Here is a 15,257-nt window from a genome sequence, read left to right as displayed (position 1 = left end):
CGACGCCCTTTCCGGGACGGCCTCAGGCCGACTGCGTCGAGGTCACCCTCGGCGCGAAGAGATAGCCGGCGCCACGCACCGACTTGATCCAGGGGCCCTCGCCCGACTCCGCGCCGAGCTTGCGGCGCAGCCGTCCGACCTGCACGTCGATCGTGCGGTCGAAGGGGCCGGACTCGCGTCCGCGGGTCTGGTCCAGCAGGAAATCCCTGGACAGCACCCGACCGGGGTGCAGCAGGAAGGTGTGCAGCAGATCGAATTCACCGGTCGTCAGCGCGACCTCCTCCGCATCCGGACCGGTCACGCGGCGCGCGGCCACATCCACGGTCCAGCCCTCGAAATGCAGCCTGGCCGGGACGTCCGCGCCGTCCGCCGGACCCGCGCCGGCGCTCGCGCCCGCGGCCTCGGGGGGCGGCGCCAGGCGTCGCAGCACCGCCTTCACGCGCGCGACCAGCTCGCGCAGGTCGAAGGGTTTGGTCACGTAATCGTCGGCACCGACCTCCAGACCGACGACCTTGTCGACCGCGTCGCCCCGCCCGGTGACGATCACCAGGCCGCAGCGCCAGTGCTCGCGCAACTGGCGTGCGATCACGAATCCGTCCTCGCCCGGCAGGCCCAGGTCCAGCAGCACGAGGTCGGGCGGATCGGACGCCATCAGCGCCATCAGCGCGCGGCCGTTGTGCAACTGCGTCGTGCGGAAGCCGTGCGAGGCCAGGTAGCCGGCCAGCAGCACGGTGATGTCGGGCTCGTCATCGAGGATGGCCACGTGCGCCGGTGCGGGGGCACTGGCGGTCGCGGTCGGGGGCGCGGTCGGGGGCGTCACGGGTCCGGTCGAGGTCATGGGTGCCGCATTAGACCGCGTCAGACCGCGTCCGCGCGGATCAGACGCTCCAGCGTGCGCGTCAGGCGATCGAGGTCGATCGGCTTGACCATGTGCTCGTCGAAGCCGCTGCTCAGCGCCTTGTCGCGGTCCGAGGCCTGACCGTAGCCGGTCAGCGCAATCAGCCGCGGCGCGATCGGGCCGAGCTCCCCTTGGATCAGCGTCGCGAGCTGGTACCCATCGATCACCGGCATGCCGATGTCCAGCACCGCCGCGTCGAAGCGCGACGCCCGCACCCGTTCGAGCGCCTCCTGCGGCAGCGTCGTCGTCACCACGTCGTAGCCGGCGTAGCGCAAGGCCATGCCCAGCGTCTCGGCCGCGTCGCGGTTGTCGTCGACGACCAGCACGCGTCCCTGCACCGGCGGCAGCGTGTCGAGCGCCTCGGCGGCGGGGCCCGGCACCGGCGGCACCGTGTGGATCTCCGCGGGCAGCGTGACGCGGAACGTCGCGCCCAGGCCCGGACCGGGGCTGTACACGGCGACCTGGCCGTGATGCATCTCCACGAGCTGCTTGACGATCGCCAGCCCGATGCCCAGGCCGCCCTTGGACCGGTCCAGCGTCGTGGATCCCTGCTCGAAGAGCTCGAACACCCGCGGCAGCATGTCCGCGTCAATGCCCGCGCCGTTGTCCTGGACCTCGATCACGAGCGCATCCTCGACCGCGCGCGCGGCCACGCGGATCTCGCCGTTGGTCGGCGTGTACTTGGCGGCGTTGCTCAGCAGGTTCACGACGACCTGGCGCAGCCGCGCGCGGTCGCCCACCAGGCGCAGTTCCGCGCCCACGTCGCAGGAGACGCGCAGCAGGTGGTTGCGCTCCTCGAGCAGCGGGCTCACGCCCTCGATGGCGTCGGTCAGCAGGAACTGCACGTCCACCGGCTCCCGCGACAGCTCGATCTTGCCGCGGGTGATGCGGGTGATGTCCAGCAGATCGTCCACGAGCTTGGACAGGTGGCCGACCTGGCGCTCGATGATCTCGTGCTCGCGCGAGAGGCTGCCGGTCTGCAGCCGGATCAGGTGCAAGGCCGTGGAGATCGGCGCCAGCGGATTGCGCAGCTCATGGCCGAGCATCGCCAGGAACTCGTCCTTGGCGCTGGCGGCGCGCTCACGCTCGTGGTCCAGCCGCGCCGCGTGCAGCCCGGTCGATGCGAGCGTGGCCGCGGCGCGCATGAACGCGCTCTGATGGGCGGACGGGAAGTCCGGGCGGGAGCTGCCGAACCACAGGCTGCCCGCCCGGCCGGCCGGCCCGAGGTACAGCCGCACCACGCGCAGAGTGCCCAGCGGCGACTCCAGCGGCGTGGCGGCCTCGGCCGTGTCGGGCATCTCGCGGCAGGCGCGGATGAAGTCGGTCCAGGCATCCTGCGACACCTTCACCCCGCCCAGCTGCAGCGTCGTGGCGGGGGGCGCGTCAGGCACCAGCGGCGCGTGCACCAGGCACACGGCGGTGCCGACGATGCGGTTCACCGCCTCGGTCGTGAGCTGCAGCACGGTGGCGGCATCGCGCCCGACCCACAGCGCCGGCAGCGCGAGCAGGCCCATCAGGTCGCGCAGCGCCTGGTCGGCGGCGGACGGTTCTCGTTCTCGGAACATCGTGGTCATTCGGCCCGCCGGCGCCAGGCCGGCTCAGGAAGCGCCTCCGGTGCCGGCCGCCCGCGGCGACGGCCCGTGGCCCGGCGCGCGGACAGCTCGCGCAACATCTCGGCCGGCGGCGTGAAGAAGGGATTCTCTCGCAGCACGCCGCCGATCATCGTCAGCGGATGCGTCCGCAGCAGATCCATCATGAGCGTGCCGTCCAGCGCGGCGAGGTCATACACGCAGATGGCCAGCTGACGGCGCTCGGCCAGCAGCGCGTTGAGCCGCGCCTCGTAGTCGAGCAGATCCAGGCGGTCCTGCCCCGCCCGCGCCGCCCAGCCCATCTGGGCCATCACGCGGACGCCGTCGAAATCGCTCGCTGGCGCAGGAGCGGGTGCAGGCATCGGCGCCGTGGCCCGGGCCATCGCCTCGAGCAACTCCTCGACGTCCAGCCCGCCGGGTTCCGTCCAGTCGGCCGGCCAGGCCCGCACGGCGAGCTGGCCGCGGTGCTCACAGGCCGGGACATCGATGCCGGCCTGCGCCAGCCGCGCGCGATGGGCGTCCTGGCCGTGCGGCTCGACCAGGTGCAGGTTGCGCTCGTTGCGCGCCAGGGCCTCGCGATAGAACGGGACCAGCGCCTGATCGGCCTCGTCCCGGCTGTCGACAAACGCGCAGATGTGGAAATGGGTGGTGTTCACTGCTCTCTCACGCCGTTCGTGGGGGATCCCGCCGAACGTCCTCCAACCCGAGTTGCAACGGCCAGTGATCTGGCTCTTGTGACTGACTTCTTGATGTTAGCCTTGATGAGTGGGTCTGGCCGCGAGTGTCTGACCGAAGTCAAAGAGGAGACCGTCATGGAACCCGTCGTGCACCCGTTCTCGGCGCTGTTCGAGCAGCTGGGGCTGCCCGCCGCCGAGGCCGACATCCGCGCCTTCATCGAACGCCACCGCCCGCTGCCCGGCGGCACGCGCGTGCAGGACGCGCCGTTCTGGTCGCCCGCCCAGTCGAAGGCGCTGCGCGACATGCTCGCGCAGGACGCGGACTGGGCCGAGGTCGTGGACCAGCTCAACCTGGCGCTGCATTGAGCTGAGCCGCGGTTGAACCGCGGCGCGAGGCCCCCGTAGAGGGCCCCTGTCGAGGCCTTCGCCCCACGCAAAGGGAGAGAGATGACTGACTGGCTGCACGGCCCGCTCGCGGCCCGGCATGGGGATCGCGTGCGGGCGGTCGTCCGGCTGTTGCTGATCGCCGCGGGCCTGTTGCTGCTCGCCAGGTTCGCGATCTGGTCGTTCACCACGCCCAAGGCCCTGCTCGCCGCGGTGCCTGAGGTCCAGCACTTCGAGTTGCGCGAGCTCTCCCCCAGCGACAAGCACGCCACCCGTTTCGACGGCCCGCTGCTCCAATCCCAGGCCCGGCTGGCGCTTCCGGCGTTCGTGCGCACAGACTCGGACCTGGCGCTGCACCAGGTGCGCTTCCAGATCGACCTCGCGCCCTATCTCTCGGCCAAGGACTTCGACGCCCCGGCGCCGTCCGACGCGCAGGCGCCCCCGATGCACCGGCCGACCAAGAGCCTGATCATGACGCAGGCGATCAACGGCGCGGACGTCTACCTGAACGGGGTGTGGCTGGACGGACTGACGCAGTCCTCGCGGCATGCCCGGTTCATGTGGTTCCGGCCCATGGTGGCCGAGTTGCCACGCCACCTGCTCCGTCCTGACGGGCCCAACATCGTCACCGTCGAGATCAACAGCTGGGAGCCCTACTTCACGATCTCGCCGATCCGCATCGGACCCACGTCGCAGGTCGCGTACGTGGCCGAGGCCATCGACTTCATCTGCCGGCAGCTGGCCGATGCGTCGCGCTGGTTCTGCCTGCTGGCGGGGCTGTTCATGATCGGCGTCTGGCTGGCCAACCGCGAGGACACGGCCTTCGGGCTGCTCGGGGCGGCCTCGCTGACCTGGGCCCTGATCTACACGCTGTCGTTGTGGATCTACCTCCCCTCCGACTGGCGGCCGTACTGGTTCTGGGCCTTCTACCTGTGCGCGGGCGCGTTCAACGTGCTGTTGATCCAGTTCGTCATGCGCTACATCGACCGGCCCGTGAGACGTCGCCCGCTGATCGCGATCGTCGTGTTCTCGGCGATCGCGGCGACGGTGTGGCCCTTCCTGGGCACGGTGGTCGAATGGGACCTCGACAAGTTCTGGATCTGGTCACTGATGCCGTTCCAGCTCTGGGCGCTCGTGCACCTGGCCCGCCACGCCTGGCGCACGCGCAACGTCCATGCGGTCCTGCTGCTGGGGGCGGTCATCCTGGCCGGAGCCCTGATCCTGCACGACTACAACGTGCTGACGCAGCTGGTGCGCTGGCCCGCCCATGACGACGATCCCAACCTCGTGCGCCTGCTCGGCGCGCCGATGTACCTGACGCACCTGGCGCTGCCGCCCTTGCTGATCGTGATGGCGCGCGTGCACCTGGCCAAGTTCCGGCTCAGCGTGGAGCATGTGCGCGAAGCCAACCGCATCCTGGCCGAGGCGCTGCGCCGTCGCGAGATGGAACTGGCGCTGAGCTACTCGCGCCAGTCCGAGCTCGAGCGCCGCGAGGCCGGACAGGACGAACGCGAGCGCATCTACTCGGAGTTGCACGACGGCATCGGCTCACGGCTGGTCACCACGATCTTCAGCCTGCGAGAGGGGCGCCTGGACCGTGACCAGATCGAGCACAGCCTGCTCGACGTGCTTCAGGGCGTGCGCGACCTGGTCAGCGAGACCGACAGCACCGAGCACCGCGACATCCAGGACATCGTCTTCGACTACTGCGTCGGCCTGGACGGACTGCTGAGCGCGCCCGACTTCCAGGTCGAGTACGACATCGAGAGCGGCCACGAATGCGTGCTGCTCGGCGACCGGTCGCGGCATCTGATGCAGGTGCTCGAGGAGAGCGTCGCCAACACGCTCAAGTACGCACGGTCGACGCGGCTGGCCATCGGCCTGCATCAGATCGACGGCTGTCTGGTGCTGACGGTGTCGGACGATGGCGACGCGGCGGGGCATGGGACCGGCGCGGTGCGCCCCTCATTCGGCACGTCGACCGGCCGCGGTCAGGCCCACATGCGCGAGCGCGCCCGCCAACTGGGCGGCGACTACCGCTTTGAGCGTGGGCCCGAGGGCGCCCGCACCCTGCTGCGCCTGCCGCTGATCGGCGAGGGGCCTGCGGCCCGTCCGGCCCTCACGCGGGATGGCGCAGCGTCTTGACGTAATGCCGCGGGTGGCAGAGCCGGCGCAGGAAGATCCAGAGCGACTCGTCGATCGCGAGCGCGTTCCGCGCGTCGTCCAGGCCGGGACTGCGCAGGCCGCGCCGGTAGCGGTCCACCTGCTGGCGCACCGACGGCGCCCAGCCTTCGCCCATCCCATGGCACGCGGCCAGCAGCAGCACGCGCAGCCATCCCGCCAGCGCATCCGCGGGCAGCGCCCCGATCAGCGCCGCGACGCTGGGAGCCTCGGGAGCGCCGCGTCCCGCGTGCAGCCGGTGCAGCAGGAGCAGACGCATGATCACCGCGGGATCGCCCATCGCCGCGACGGCGAGCGCCTTGGCCGACACGCGATCAGCCAGCAGCTGCTGCAGGCGCGCCAACACGCCGGCATCACATCCCGGCAGCGCGTCCACCGCGAGCCGCTGCGTCGGCGAGATGAATGAGCCCTGGAACAGCGGCACGCCGGCGCCGGCCAGGCTTTGGTAACCGTTCATCGTCTCGACGTGCTGGCCGATGACCGTCAGCTCACGCTTGGCAGCCAGTTGCGCAAGCGGGCGAAGCCAGTCGGGGCGGATCGCCCGCAGGTCCAGGCGGCAGAACTCCGCGTAAGGGGCGAAGAGCCAGCGGGGATCGGCCGGATCACGGAGGCCGTCGATGCAGAAACGCTGGCCGCGCGCGCGCAGTTGCGCCACGCGCAGCAGCATCGAGGCCTCCACGGACACAGCATCGGTCAGCGTGATCACCACCCCCAGGCGCGTGCACAGATCGGCCAGCGGTCCGAGCAAGGTGGGCTCATCCATCGCGATCAGGTGAAGGCCTGAAGGCGTGCGGCCCGAGACGCTGCCGTCCAGCAGCGCATTGGAGAGCATGGCCGCGACGCGGAACTCGCCGGGCACCAGGCGGTCGGGCTGCTCCGCGGTGTTCCAACGGAAGAGCAGCTCGTGCGCGACCAGCCGGCCGTCGGCATCGACGACCTCCTCCGCGCCGAAACGGACCTGCGGCGCATCGTTCGCGGCTCTCGCGGCGTTGGTCCCGCCGCCAAAGGTGAGCACGAACGGCTCGGGCGGCTGCGGGTCCGGACGAGCCGAAGGCAGCCTCGAAGGATCGAGGGGAATGGTGTCGAGGTCACTCATGGTGGCAGTCCCTGCAGAGAGTCACCCGACATTCCCTTGGCGCGAGAGCAAGATATTCGAATGTCGGGAAGAATAAATCCATTGAACGCACATCGAATCCCTTCAACGTGGCGCCACCATTCTAGAGATCACCTCCCTGTGTCAGCGACCGCAATAAGACATCACCAATCCCTCAAGAATAGACATCTTTAGCTATCCACTAGCTCATTGAGGCTGGTTTCCTCCTGACCGAATCAATTTTGGAGCTCGCAATGGAATCCCGCCGCGTCCCCGAGGCCGGCTAGGCCGTGCAGATGACACGCTGCATGCCTCATACCAGCGGGCCACTAGCAAATTTTTGCTAGTCATTTCAGATCAGCGTCTCGGAGCACTCCATCCTCACTGGAATTACCTAGCAAATTGATGCTATTGCGAGCCGGCACACCGGGAAACGAAACTGAGCATCTCGAATAACCACCCCGAGGAGTTTACGTGCCCGCCCACCGAGATTTTCAGGATTGGCAAGGACCGAATATCCAACGGTTCCCGTCCCCGCGTTTCATCGGGTCGACTCATTGGGTGATATCCCGCGGACTGATGGCGCTGACACTGGCAGCCACGGCAGTGAGCGCCGAACCGGTGCCTGAAGCCACTCCAACGGCGTCCGCCCTCGCGACGACGCCGGCGGCCACCTCCACGACGTGGGGCGCGCCTCTGACCGCCTTTCTCGAGACCGCGTTGGCGGAGGATCCGTCGATCGAACGCGCCCGCGCGGCGATCGCCGCCGCCGAGGACGGCGTCACCGCGGCGAAGTGGCAATTCGGGCCGTCGCCCACGGTCTCGCGCCAGCGCGCGACCGGTTCCGGCTACGTCACGGTGCTCAGCGTGCAGCAGCCGCTCTACACCGGCGGACTGCTGACCGCCAACCTCGCCGCCGCCCGCACGGCCGTGCGCAGCAGCGGCCAGGACCTGCTCGCCGCGCAGCTCCAGCTCCGGCTGCGGATCGTGCAGGGATGGGCGGACTGGTCCAAGGCGCACGGCCGCGTGCAGGCGCTGGAAGGCCTGCGCGACAGCCATCGCCAGCTGCTCGACATGATCCGGCGGCGCAACACGGCCGGCGTCGCGACGAACTCGGACGCGGCGCTGGCGACCTCCCGGATGAGCGCGGTCGAAGCTGAACTCGCCCAGGCACGGCTCGAGGAGAACCTCCAGCGCGACCGGCTGCAGCGCCTGGCACGGCGACCCGTCGATGCGCCGCTGATGGCCGCGCTTGACGGCGAGCTTCCCACCCCGCCGACCTTGAACGCCGTCCTGGACCGCATCCAGCTGTCGCCGGAGATGGCGCTGGCGCGCTCGGCGGTCGACGCGGCGCGGGACGAACTCGCGCGCGCCAAGGCCGCCCTGATGCCCACGCTGAGCGTGCGCCTGGACCATCAGAGCGGCGCCATCAACGATCAGCGCATCGGACTGGTGTTCCAGGCGGGGCTCCAGGGCGGTCTGTCCGGCCTCTCGGGCGTGAACGCGGCACGCTCGCGCATCGCTGCCGCCGAGGCCGCCGTCGCCGCCACCGAGCAGGACCAGTTCGGCAACTACCAGCTCGAGTACACGCGCTACGCCGCCGCGGTCGCCTCGCTGCGCAACGCGGGCCTGACCGTCGCCACCAGCGACGAGGTCCTGGCCTCCTACCGGCGTCAGTTCGAGGCCGGCAAGCGCGCCTGGCTGGATCTGCTCAACATGGTCCGGGAAGCGCATGCGACGCGCCAGGCCCAACGCGACGCGGCCATCGACGAGCGCGCGGGCCTGTACCGGCTGCGCCTGCTCACCGGCGCCATCGACACCGGGCTGGACACCACGGCAAACGCCGCGACCGACCGCGCCGGCGAGGCCGGCCCCGCCCCATCCCCGACCGTCTGGGTCGACCCCTCCGGGTCCTGACCACGACGCCCACGGCCTCCGCCCTCCGCCACGCCCGCCCCTCGAAAGCGCCCCATGTCCTGGAACTTCCTCTCGCGCCGCCCTTCCGCGCCGCCCGCGCCCGCCTCGTCCTCGCTGGCCGTCGCGCTGACCCATTGGTTGCGGCTCAAGGGCCGCCCGGTCCCGATCGAGCAGGTGCGACAGCGCCAGGCCGAGCAACCGGCCCCTGCCGAGGACCTCGCCGCGGCCGTCCATCTCGCCAGCGCGGTCGACTCGAGCGCCCGGTTCACCTGCCTGCAGGGACCGCAGCTCGCCGCGCTGCCGCTGCTGTGCCATCACGCGGAGCATGGGTGGCAGGTGATCACCGCGCGCACGCCGCAAGGCCTGTGGCGCTGCGTCGGCGCCGATCAGGTCCGACGCGAGCTGGTGCTGGACGCGCAGCCCTGCCTGCATGCGACCGCGGAAGACGACGCGCGACAGGCCGCCGACACGACGGCGCACGGCATGATGCTCAGCCACCTGCGCGGCCAGTGGCCCACCTTCGCCGAAGCGGCCGGCCTGTCGCTGCTGCTGTCGGCGATCGGCATCTCGATCTCCTTCTTCTCGATGCAGGTCTACGACCGCGTCATCCCGAATCAGGGACACCAGACGCTCTGGGTGCTCACGGTCGGCGTCGGTCTGGCGGTGCTGATCGAGTTCCTGCTCAAGCTCGCCCGCGCGTCGCTGCTCGAGCCCCGGCTCAAGCTGCTCGACGTCGGCATCTCCAAGGCGCTGATGTCCCGCCTCGGCGCGGTGCGCATGGACCAGCGGCCCGGCGCCGTCGGCACCCTGGCGTCGCAAGTCCAGAGCTTCGAGTCCATCCGCGGCATCCTGTCCGCCGGCACCCTGTTCCTGCTGTTCGACATGCCGATGGCGCTGCTCTTCGCGCTGGTGATCGCGGCGATCGGCGGGGCGTGGATGGCCTTGCCGGCTGTCGTGCTCTTCGGGTTGACGGTGCTCACCGGCCTGCTCCGCGCGCGCCGCATCGCGCGCTTGACGGCCAGCAACCAGTCCGGCGCGAACGCCAAGACGGGCCTGCTGGTCGAGACGATCGAGGGCACCGAGTCGATCAAGGGCCTGGGCGCATCCTGGCGCTTCGAGGCCCGCTGGGCCGCGCTGTGCGAGGTCAACGCCTCGCAGAGCCTGGCGCTCAAGCATGAGAGCGACACCACCTCCTACCTCGCGGCGGCGCTGCAACAGGCGAGCTACGTCTCGCTGATCTGCGTCGGCGCGGTGCTGGCGATCCATGGCGAGCTGACGCAGGGCGCGATCGTCGCGTGCTCCATCCTGTCGGGCCGGGTGCTGTCGCCGCTGGCCTCCATCCCGCCGCTGCTGGTGCAACTGGGCAGCGCCCGAGCCTCGATGAAGGCGCTGGACGCGATCTTCCGGCTGCAGGTCGACAACCACGCGATCGAGCGGCCGATCGTGCCCGAGACCCTGCGCGGTGACCTGCGCTTCGAGGACGTCGAGTTCAGCTATCCCGGCCAGAAGGACCCGCTGCGCATCGGCCATCTGAACATCCGCGCCGGCGAGAAGATCGCCATCCTGGGCACCGTCGGCGCGGGCAAGACCACCCTGCTTTCGCTGGCCTGCGGACTGTCCAAGCCATCGCGCGGCACCGTGTACCTCGACGGCGTCGACCAGCAGCAGATCCACGCCGGCTGGCGGGCCTCGCACCTTGCCTACGGACCGCAGCACGCCTGGCTGTTCGCCGGCACCTTGCGCGACAACCTGCTGTTCGGACTGCCTGATCTGGACGACGACACCCTGATCGCGGCCTGCCGCCGGACGGGGCTGTGGCCGATGGTCGCTCAGCATCCGCATGGGCTGGACCGCAAGCTGTCGGAAGGGGGCCGCGGCCTGTCCGGCGGACAACGCCAACTCGTGGCGCTGACGCGCCTCGTCCTGGCGGATCGACCGGTGTGGCTGCTCGACGAGCCCACGTCCGGCATGGACGACGGACTCGAACACGCGACGCTGCGGCTCATGAAGGAACTGCTCAAACCCGAGGCGACGCTGCTGCTGGTCACGCATCGACTGTCGATGCTGGCGCTGGTGGATCGCGTGATCGTGCTGGCCCCGCAAGGCGTCCTCGCCGACGGCCCGCGCGACGAGGTCCTCGCGCGCCTGCAGGGCCGGCCGGCTCCAGGCGCCGCGGGATCTCCCGCCACGACGCACTCTGCGGCCACGCGCCCGGCGCGTCCTGTCGAGGCGCCCACCGCCTCCGCGCCGACGGCGACCTCCGTCGCCCCCTGACACGCTTTCAGCAAGGACTTCCCATGTCGACTTCCTCTTCCTCCCCGCATGCGCCTTCGCGCCTTCGCTGGACCGTCCTGGCCACGGTGGCCGCGCTCGGCGCCGGTCTCTGGTGGGCCTCCGTGGCCGAGATCGAACAGGTCACTCGCGCCGGCGGCAAGGTCATGGCATCCTCGCGCACACAAGTCATCCAGGCACCAGATGGAGGGGTGGTGGAGCAGCTGTTCGTGCATGAGGGAGATGCCGTCCGCAAAGGCGACCTGCTCGCCCAGTTGGACAACACCAAGGCCAGCGCCGCGCTGGCGGATTCCAGCGAAAAATCCGCGGCGCTGAACGCGTCGCTCGCTCGACTGCGCGCGGAGACGCTCGGCACTCCCTATCGCCCTGCCGCCACCAACGCCTTCAGCGAACTGCAGCGCAAGCTCTACGAGCGCCGGCAGACCGCGTTGCGCGAGGAGCTCGCGGTGCTGACGACCTCCGCGGATCTCGCGCGGCGCGAGGTGGAGCTGAATGAGCCACTGCGCCAGGCCGGCGACATCAGCGCGGCTGAGTTCCTACGACTGCAACGGGCCGCCAACGAAGCGGCCGGCCTGGTGACCACCCGCCGCAACAAGTTCCTGCAGGACGCACAGGCCGAGCTGGCCAAGACCGAGGAGGACCTCGCCAGCATCCAGCAGGTGCTCAACGACCGTCGAGGCAATCTCGAACACATGCAACTCCGCGCACCGGTGGACGGGATCGTCAACCTGATCACGCAGACCACCGTGGGTGCGGTGCTGCGCCCGGGCGACGAGATCATGCAGCTGCTGCCCACCGGCGAAGACCTCATCATCGAGGCGCGCTTGCGCGCCGCGGACATCGGCTTCGTGCGCCCCGGCATGCAGGCCACGGTGAAGCTCGACGCGTTCGACTACAGCATCTATGGCGCACTGGACGGCACCGTGAGCTACGTCAGCCCGGACGCCTTGACCGAACGCACACCGCAAGGCGAACAGCCCTACTACCGGACGCACATCCGCATCACGGGCAAGCGTTTCCACGGCGAGAAGGCCGATGCCATCGTGATCCAGCCCGGCATGACCGCGACCGCGGAGATCATCAGCGGCCGTCACACGGTGCTGGACTACCTGCTCAAACCCGTCAGGAAGACCATGTCCGAATCGCTCGGCGAGCGATGATCCGCAAGCCGCCGCCCGACCTGTCGATGTTCGCCACTCACTTCGCGTCATTGACCCATCGTCGACTTCACCGACAACAACCCGGATCCTCAGGGGACCCCTCACATGATCACTGTCACCATCATCGAAGACGACGCCACCGTCCTGCAGCGGCTGATCGACGTCGTGTCTGCCAGCAGCGCCTGCCAGATCGTGGGCATCGGCCGCAACCGCGGCGAGTCGGTCTCGGCGATCCTGGCCAACCGCGCGGACATCTATCTGGTGGACCTGGGTCTGCCTGACGTCGACGGGATCGACCTGATCAAGCTGATCAGCGAGAAGTGCCCGGACGCCCACAGCATCGTGATCAGCACCTTCGGCGATGCCAAGCATGTGATGCGCAGCCTGCGCTCGGGTGCCTCGGGCTACCTGCTCAAGGAAGAGATCCAGCCCAGCCTCATCGACAAGATCATCGCCACCCACAACGGTCACGCCCCGCTGAGCCCCGCCGTCTCGCGCCTGGTGCTGGACAAGCTCGAGAGCCTGGAGACCGGCGTGAAGCCCAAGGTCGACAAGGCGCAGAAGCTCAAGGAGCTGGGACTCGGCCAACGTGAATGGAGCGTGCTGAACCTGCTGATCGAAGGCCTGCCGATCGTCGACATCGGCAACCGGTTGTCGATCTCCCGCTTCACGGTCAATCAGCATCTGCGTTCCATCTACCGCAAGCTGAACGTGAACTCCCGCGCCATGGCCACCAGCGTCGCGCGCATGCATGGACTGATCGACGAATGAATCAGGCCTGATCCGCGCGCCGTGCGGGCGCCTCGGTCGACACGCGTTCTGCGACGAAAGAAAGAAGCCGCCTTCAGGCGGCTTTTCGCCGTGCCCCCCGCCTCAGGCCGCGGCCAGGCCTTGTGTATCGGCGAGGGTCGCCGCAGGGGTCGGCAAGCGAGTGACTTCCGCGGCGGGGACTGGCGACATCGAAGGCGGCTTCAGGCGCATGCGCAGCAACTGCTGGCAGAGGAAGAACGTGGCGCGATCAAGGGCCCTCTGGGACTGGCCAGACGCAGCTTCGCGCAATCGGCGTCGACCCGTGGCGAGTTCCTCTCGCAGTTGCGAGGCCAGGTCGGCATCGCGTCCATGCGTGGCCGCGAGGTTGAGCACCGTCAACCAGCCCATCAGCAACGCGCGCGGCAGCGCTTCCAGGACCTCCTCCATCGTCTCGGCCTGGACGATCGTCTGCGGCGCATGCAGCGCCTGGATCCTCATCAACCGGACGACGACGGCCGGGTGCCGGCCCGCGAGCATCGCCAGCGAGCTCGCCTCCACGCCCGCGCGGGCCAGCGCCATCAATTGACCGATGACGCGCGGGTCGCATCCCGGCAAGGCAGCCACCGCGGTGGTCGTCGGCCGGGCGATCGCATAGCCCTGGAAGTAGTCGGCACCCGCGTCGCGCACACGCACCAGCGTCGCCTCGTCCTCGATCTTCTCGGCGATCACGGACAGGCCGAGCCGGTGGGCCTGGCGAATCAGCGCCGACAAGCGCCCCCCGTCCAGATCCGCCACGTCGACCTTGGCGAATTGCACCCAGGGCGCCAACGCCCAGCGCGGGTCGTCGAGTCGCTGCACGTCGTCGAGCGCGAAACGGTAGCCTCTGCCGTGGAGCTCACGGAGCCGCCGCGTCAGGGCCTCGTCCACGGACACGGTCTCCAGCACCTCGATCACGCCGATGTCCGGCGTCACCGTCTCGGCGATCGGGCTCATCAGCGTGCGCGCATCCATGTTGATCAGCAGGTCCCCCAGCGGGTGTTCCGCCGCGGGCGTGCGCGTCAGCAGCTCGGCATCGATCAGCGCGTTCGACAACACCGCCGCCGTGCCGTAGCCGCCGAGCTCCGGCCCGACCTCCCCATCGCGGGCGTTCCAGCGGAACAGCAGCTCGGTCGCGACCACGCGACCGGTCCGATCGATGATCGGTTGGCCGGCGTAGCGAACGTGGGTACCGAGGTCTTCCGCACCGCTGACGGGGGTGCAACCGGAGTCGTGGGGACGGGGCATGGGTGCTCGAAGGCAAAGGGAGAAAAGCAGGGCTTCATGCTATGAATCGCCCGCTCAGCGCCGAATAACAACTCCTTGTCATCCATGACCAGTCGCTAGCAGTTGAAGGTGGGTCGCCCCCACTTCGATGGTGGCGACGCGGGCGCCCCGTTTGCCGAAGTCGAACACCGTCCGCCGCGAGGCGTCGCACCGGAACCCCGGCGCGAGACCTCGTCGACTCATCCGCCGACCTCGGACCGTCGGCCGCCGCAGGGAGATACTCCCCCTCGCAGGCGACGACACAGCCGCCCGGGTCGTTGGGTTTTCTTATCCGGATCACAAGGAGAAACAACATGCAGATGCGACACACCCGACTGGCCGCCGCCGCCCTCGCCGCCGCCGTCCTCGGCGGTTGCGCCAACATGGATGAACGCCAGCGCGGCACCGCGGGCGGTGCGGCGATCGGCGCGGTCTCGGGCGCGGTCATCAGCTCCGCCACCGGCGGCAAGGCAGGCACCGGTGCATTGATCGGCGGCGCGCTCGGTGCGGTGGCCGGCAACGTCTGGTCGCGCCACATGGAGGACAAGCGCCGCGCGATGGAGCAGGCCACGCAAGGCACCGGCGTCGAGGTCACGCGCACCGCCGACAACCAGCTCAAGCTCGACGTGCCGAGCGACATCTCCTTCGCCACCAACAGCGCCGCCGTCGAGCCGCGCCTGCGTCCGGTGCTGGATGCCTTCGCCAACGGGCTGAACAACAATCCGTCGCCGACGGTGGTGCGGGTCGTGGGCCACACGGACAACACCGGTTCCGACGCGATCAACGACCCGCTGTCGCTGCGTCGCGCCGAGAGCGTGCGCGGCTACCTGGCCGACCGCGGCGTGCGCGCCGACCGCATCGAGGTGGCGGGCCGCGGTTCGCGCGAGCCGCTGATGTCGAACGACACGCCGGAGAACCGCGCCAAGAACCGGCGCGTCGAGATCTTCCTGCGTGAGCCGCAGCAAGGCTCGGGCGGCTGAGGCCGGCGCGCCTGTCGCCCGCGTGGCGGCGCGA

The 15,257-nt window shown here is 69.6% G+C and carries 12 protein-coding genes; 7 read left to right on the top strand and 5 right to left on the bottom strand.

Annotation, left to right across the window (positions count from 1 at the left end; genetic code table 11):
- Window positions 1-22: 22 nt before the first annotated feature.
- The 3 genes from ACNI65_RS09235 to ACNI65_RS09225 are packed head-to-tail and all read right to left on the bottom strand — an operon-like array spanning window position 23 to window position 3,143.
- Complete coding sequence (locus tag ACNI65_RS09235) at window positions 23-838, bottom strand: response regulator transcription factor (RefSeq protein WP_416762541.1); 816 nt, start codon at window positions 836-838, stop codon at window positions 23-25.
- Window positions 839-858: 20 nt separating this feature from the next.
- Complete coding sequence (locus ACNI65_RS09230; protein ID WP_416762540.1) at window positions 859-2,463, bottom strand: ATP-binding protein; 1,605 nt, start codon at window positions 2,461-2,463, stop codon at window positions 859-861.
- A 5-nt stretch (window positions 2,464-2,468) separates the two neighbouring features.
- Window positions 2,469-3,143 (bottom strand): MEDS domain-containing protein, encoded by a 675-nt coding sequence (locus ACNI65_RS09225; RefSeq protein ID WP_416762539.1) that lies wholly within the window; start codon window positions 3,141-3,143, stop codon window positions 2,469-2,471.
- Window positions 3,144-3,299: 156 nt separating this feature from the next.
- On the opposite strand from ACNI65_RS09225, the gene ACNI65_RS09220 reads away from it, so the two are divergent.
- Entirely contained in the window at window positions 3,300-3,530 is a 231-nt protein-coding gene (locus ACNI65_RS09220) for a DUF2789 domain-containing protein (RefSeq protein WP_416762538.1), read from the top strand.
- A gap of 81 nt (window positions 3,531-3,611) precedes the next feature.
- A complete protein-coding gene (locus ACNI65_RS09215) occupies window positions 3,612-5,693 on the top strand; it encodes an ATP-binding protein (protein WP_416762537.1) in 2,082 nt (693 codons plus the stop codon).
- Here the strand turns inward: ACNI65_RS09215 and ACNI65_RS09210 are convergent.
- A complete protein-coding gene (locus ACNI65_RS09210) occupies window positions 5,668-6,825 on the bottom strand; it encodes a hypothetical protein (protein ID WP_416762536.1) in 1,158 nt (385 codons plus the stop codon). The two genes, ACNI65_RS09215 and ACNI65_RS09210, sit on opposite strands and share 26 nt — an antisense overlap.
- Window positions 6,826-7,428: 603 nt before the next feature.
- Between ACNI65_RS09210 and ACNI65_RS09205 the strand changes: the two genes are divergently transcribed.
- The 4 genes from ACNI65_RS09205 (at window position 7,429) to ACNI65_RS09190 (ending at window position 12,962) form a co-directional block, all read left to right on the top strand.
- Entirely contained in the window at window positions 7,429-8,739 is a 1,311-nt protein-coding gene (locus ACNI65_RS09205; protein ID WP_416762535.1) for a TolC family protein, read from the top strand.
- A 54-nt stretch (window positions 8,740-8,793) separates the two neighbouring features.
- Entirely contained in the window at window positions 8,794-11,013 is a 2,220-nt protein-coding gene (locus ACNI65_RS09200; RefSeq protein WP_416762534.1) for an ATP-binding cassette domain-containing protein, read from the top strand.
- 86 nt (window positions 11,014-11,099) lie between these two features.
- Window positions 11,100-12,191: an HlyD family type I secretion periplasmic adaptor subunit gene (locus tag ACNI65_RS09195; protein WP_416762533.1), complete on the top strand. Its 1,092-nt coding sequence runs from the start codon at window positions 11,100-11,102 to the stop codon at window positions 12,189-12,191.
- Between the two features lie 105 nt (window positions 12,192-12,296).
- Entirely contained in the window at window positions 12,297-12,962 is a 666-nt protein-coding gene (locus ACNI65_RS09190; protein ID WP_416762532.1) for a response regulator, read from the top strand.
- 102 nt (window positions 12,963-13,064) lie between these two features.
- Here the strand turns inward: ACNI65_RS09190 and ACNI65_RS09185 are convergent, their stop codons facing one another.
- Window positions 13,065-14,225, bottom strand: coding sequence for an EAL domain-containing protein (locus ACNI65_RS09185; RefSeq protein ID WP_416762531.1), 1,161 nt, complete (start codon window positions 14,223-14,225; stop codon window positions 13,065-13,067).
- Between the two features lie 338 nt (window positions 14,226-14,563).
- Here ACNI65_RS09185 and ACNI65_RS09180 point away from each other — a divergent pair, with 338 nt between their 5' ends.
- Window positions 14,564-15,223, top strand: coding sequence for an OmpA family protein (locus ACNI65_RS09180; protein WP_416763601.1), 660 nt, complete (start codon window positions 14,564-14,566; stop codon window positions 15,221-15,223).
- The last annotated feature ends 34 nt before the right edge of the window (window positions 15,224-15,257 follow it).

The sequence above is a fragment of the Roseateles sp. So40a genome, assembly GCF_048081605.1.
GTDB lineage: Bacteria > Pseudomonadota > Gammaproteobacteria > Burkholderiales > Burkholderiaceae_C > Roseateles.
The sequence above is the reverse complement of the archived record's forward strand: the minus strand, read 5'-3'. Positions and strand labels throughout refer to the sequence as shown.

Excerpts from the sequence above, each read along its gene's own strand:
- ACNI65_RS09235 (WP_416762541.1), bottom strand. The coding sequence starts at position 838 with ATGACCTCGACCGGACCCGTGACGCCCCCGACCGCGCCCCCGACCGCG.
- ACNI65_RS09230 (WP_416762540.1), bottom strand. The coding sequence starts at position 2,463 with ATGTTCCGAGAACGAGAACCGTCCGCCGCCGACCAGGCGCTGCGCGAC.
- ACNI65_RS09220 (WP_416762538.1), top strand. The coding sequence starts at position 3,300 with ATGGAACCCGTCGTGCACCCGTTCTCGGCGCTGTTCGAGCAGCTGGGG.
- ACNI65_RS09215 (WP_416762537.1), top strand. The coding sequence starts at position 3,612 with ATGACTGACTGGCTGCACGGCCCGCTCGCGGCCCGGCATGGGGATCGC.
- ACNI65_RS09210 (WP_416762536.1), bottom strand. The coding sequence starts at position 6,825 with ATGAGTGACCTCGACACCATTCCCCTCGATCCTTCGAGGCTGCCTTCG.
- ACNI65_RS09200 (WP_416762534.1), top strand. The coding sequence starts at position 8,794 with ATGTCCTGGAACTTCCTCTCGCGCCGCCCTTCCGCGCCGCCCGCGCCC.
- ACNI65_RS09190 (WP_416762532.1), top strand. The coding sequence starts at position 12,297 with ATGATCACTGTCACCATCATCGAAGACGACGCCACCGTCCTGCAGCGG.
- ACNI65_RS09185 (WP_416762531.1), bottom strand. The coding sequence starts at position 14,225 with ATGCCCCGTCCCCACGACTCCGGTTGCACCCCCGTCAGCGGTGCGGAA.
- ACNI65_RS09180 (WP_416763601.1), top strand. The coding sequence starts at position 14,564 with ATGCGACACACCCGACTGGCCGCCGCCGCCCTCGCCGCCGCCGTCCTC.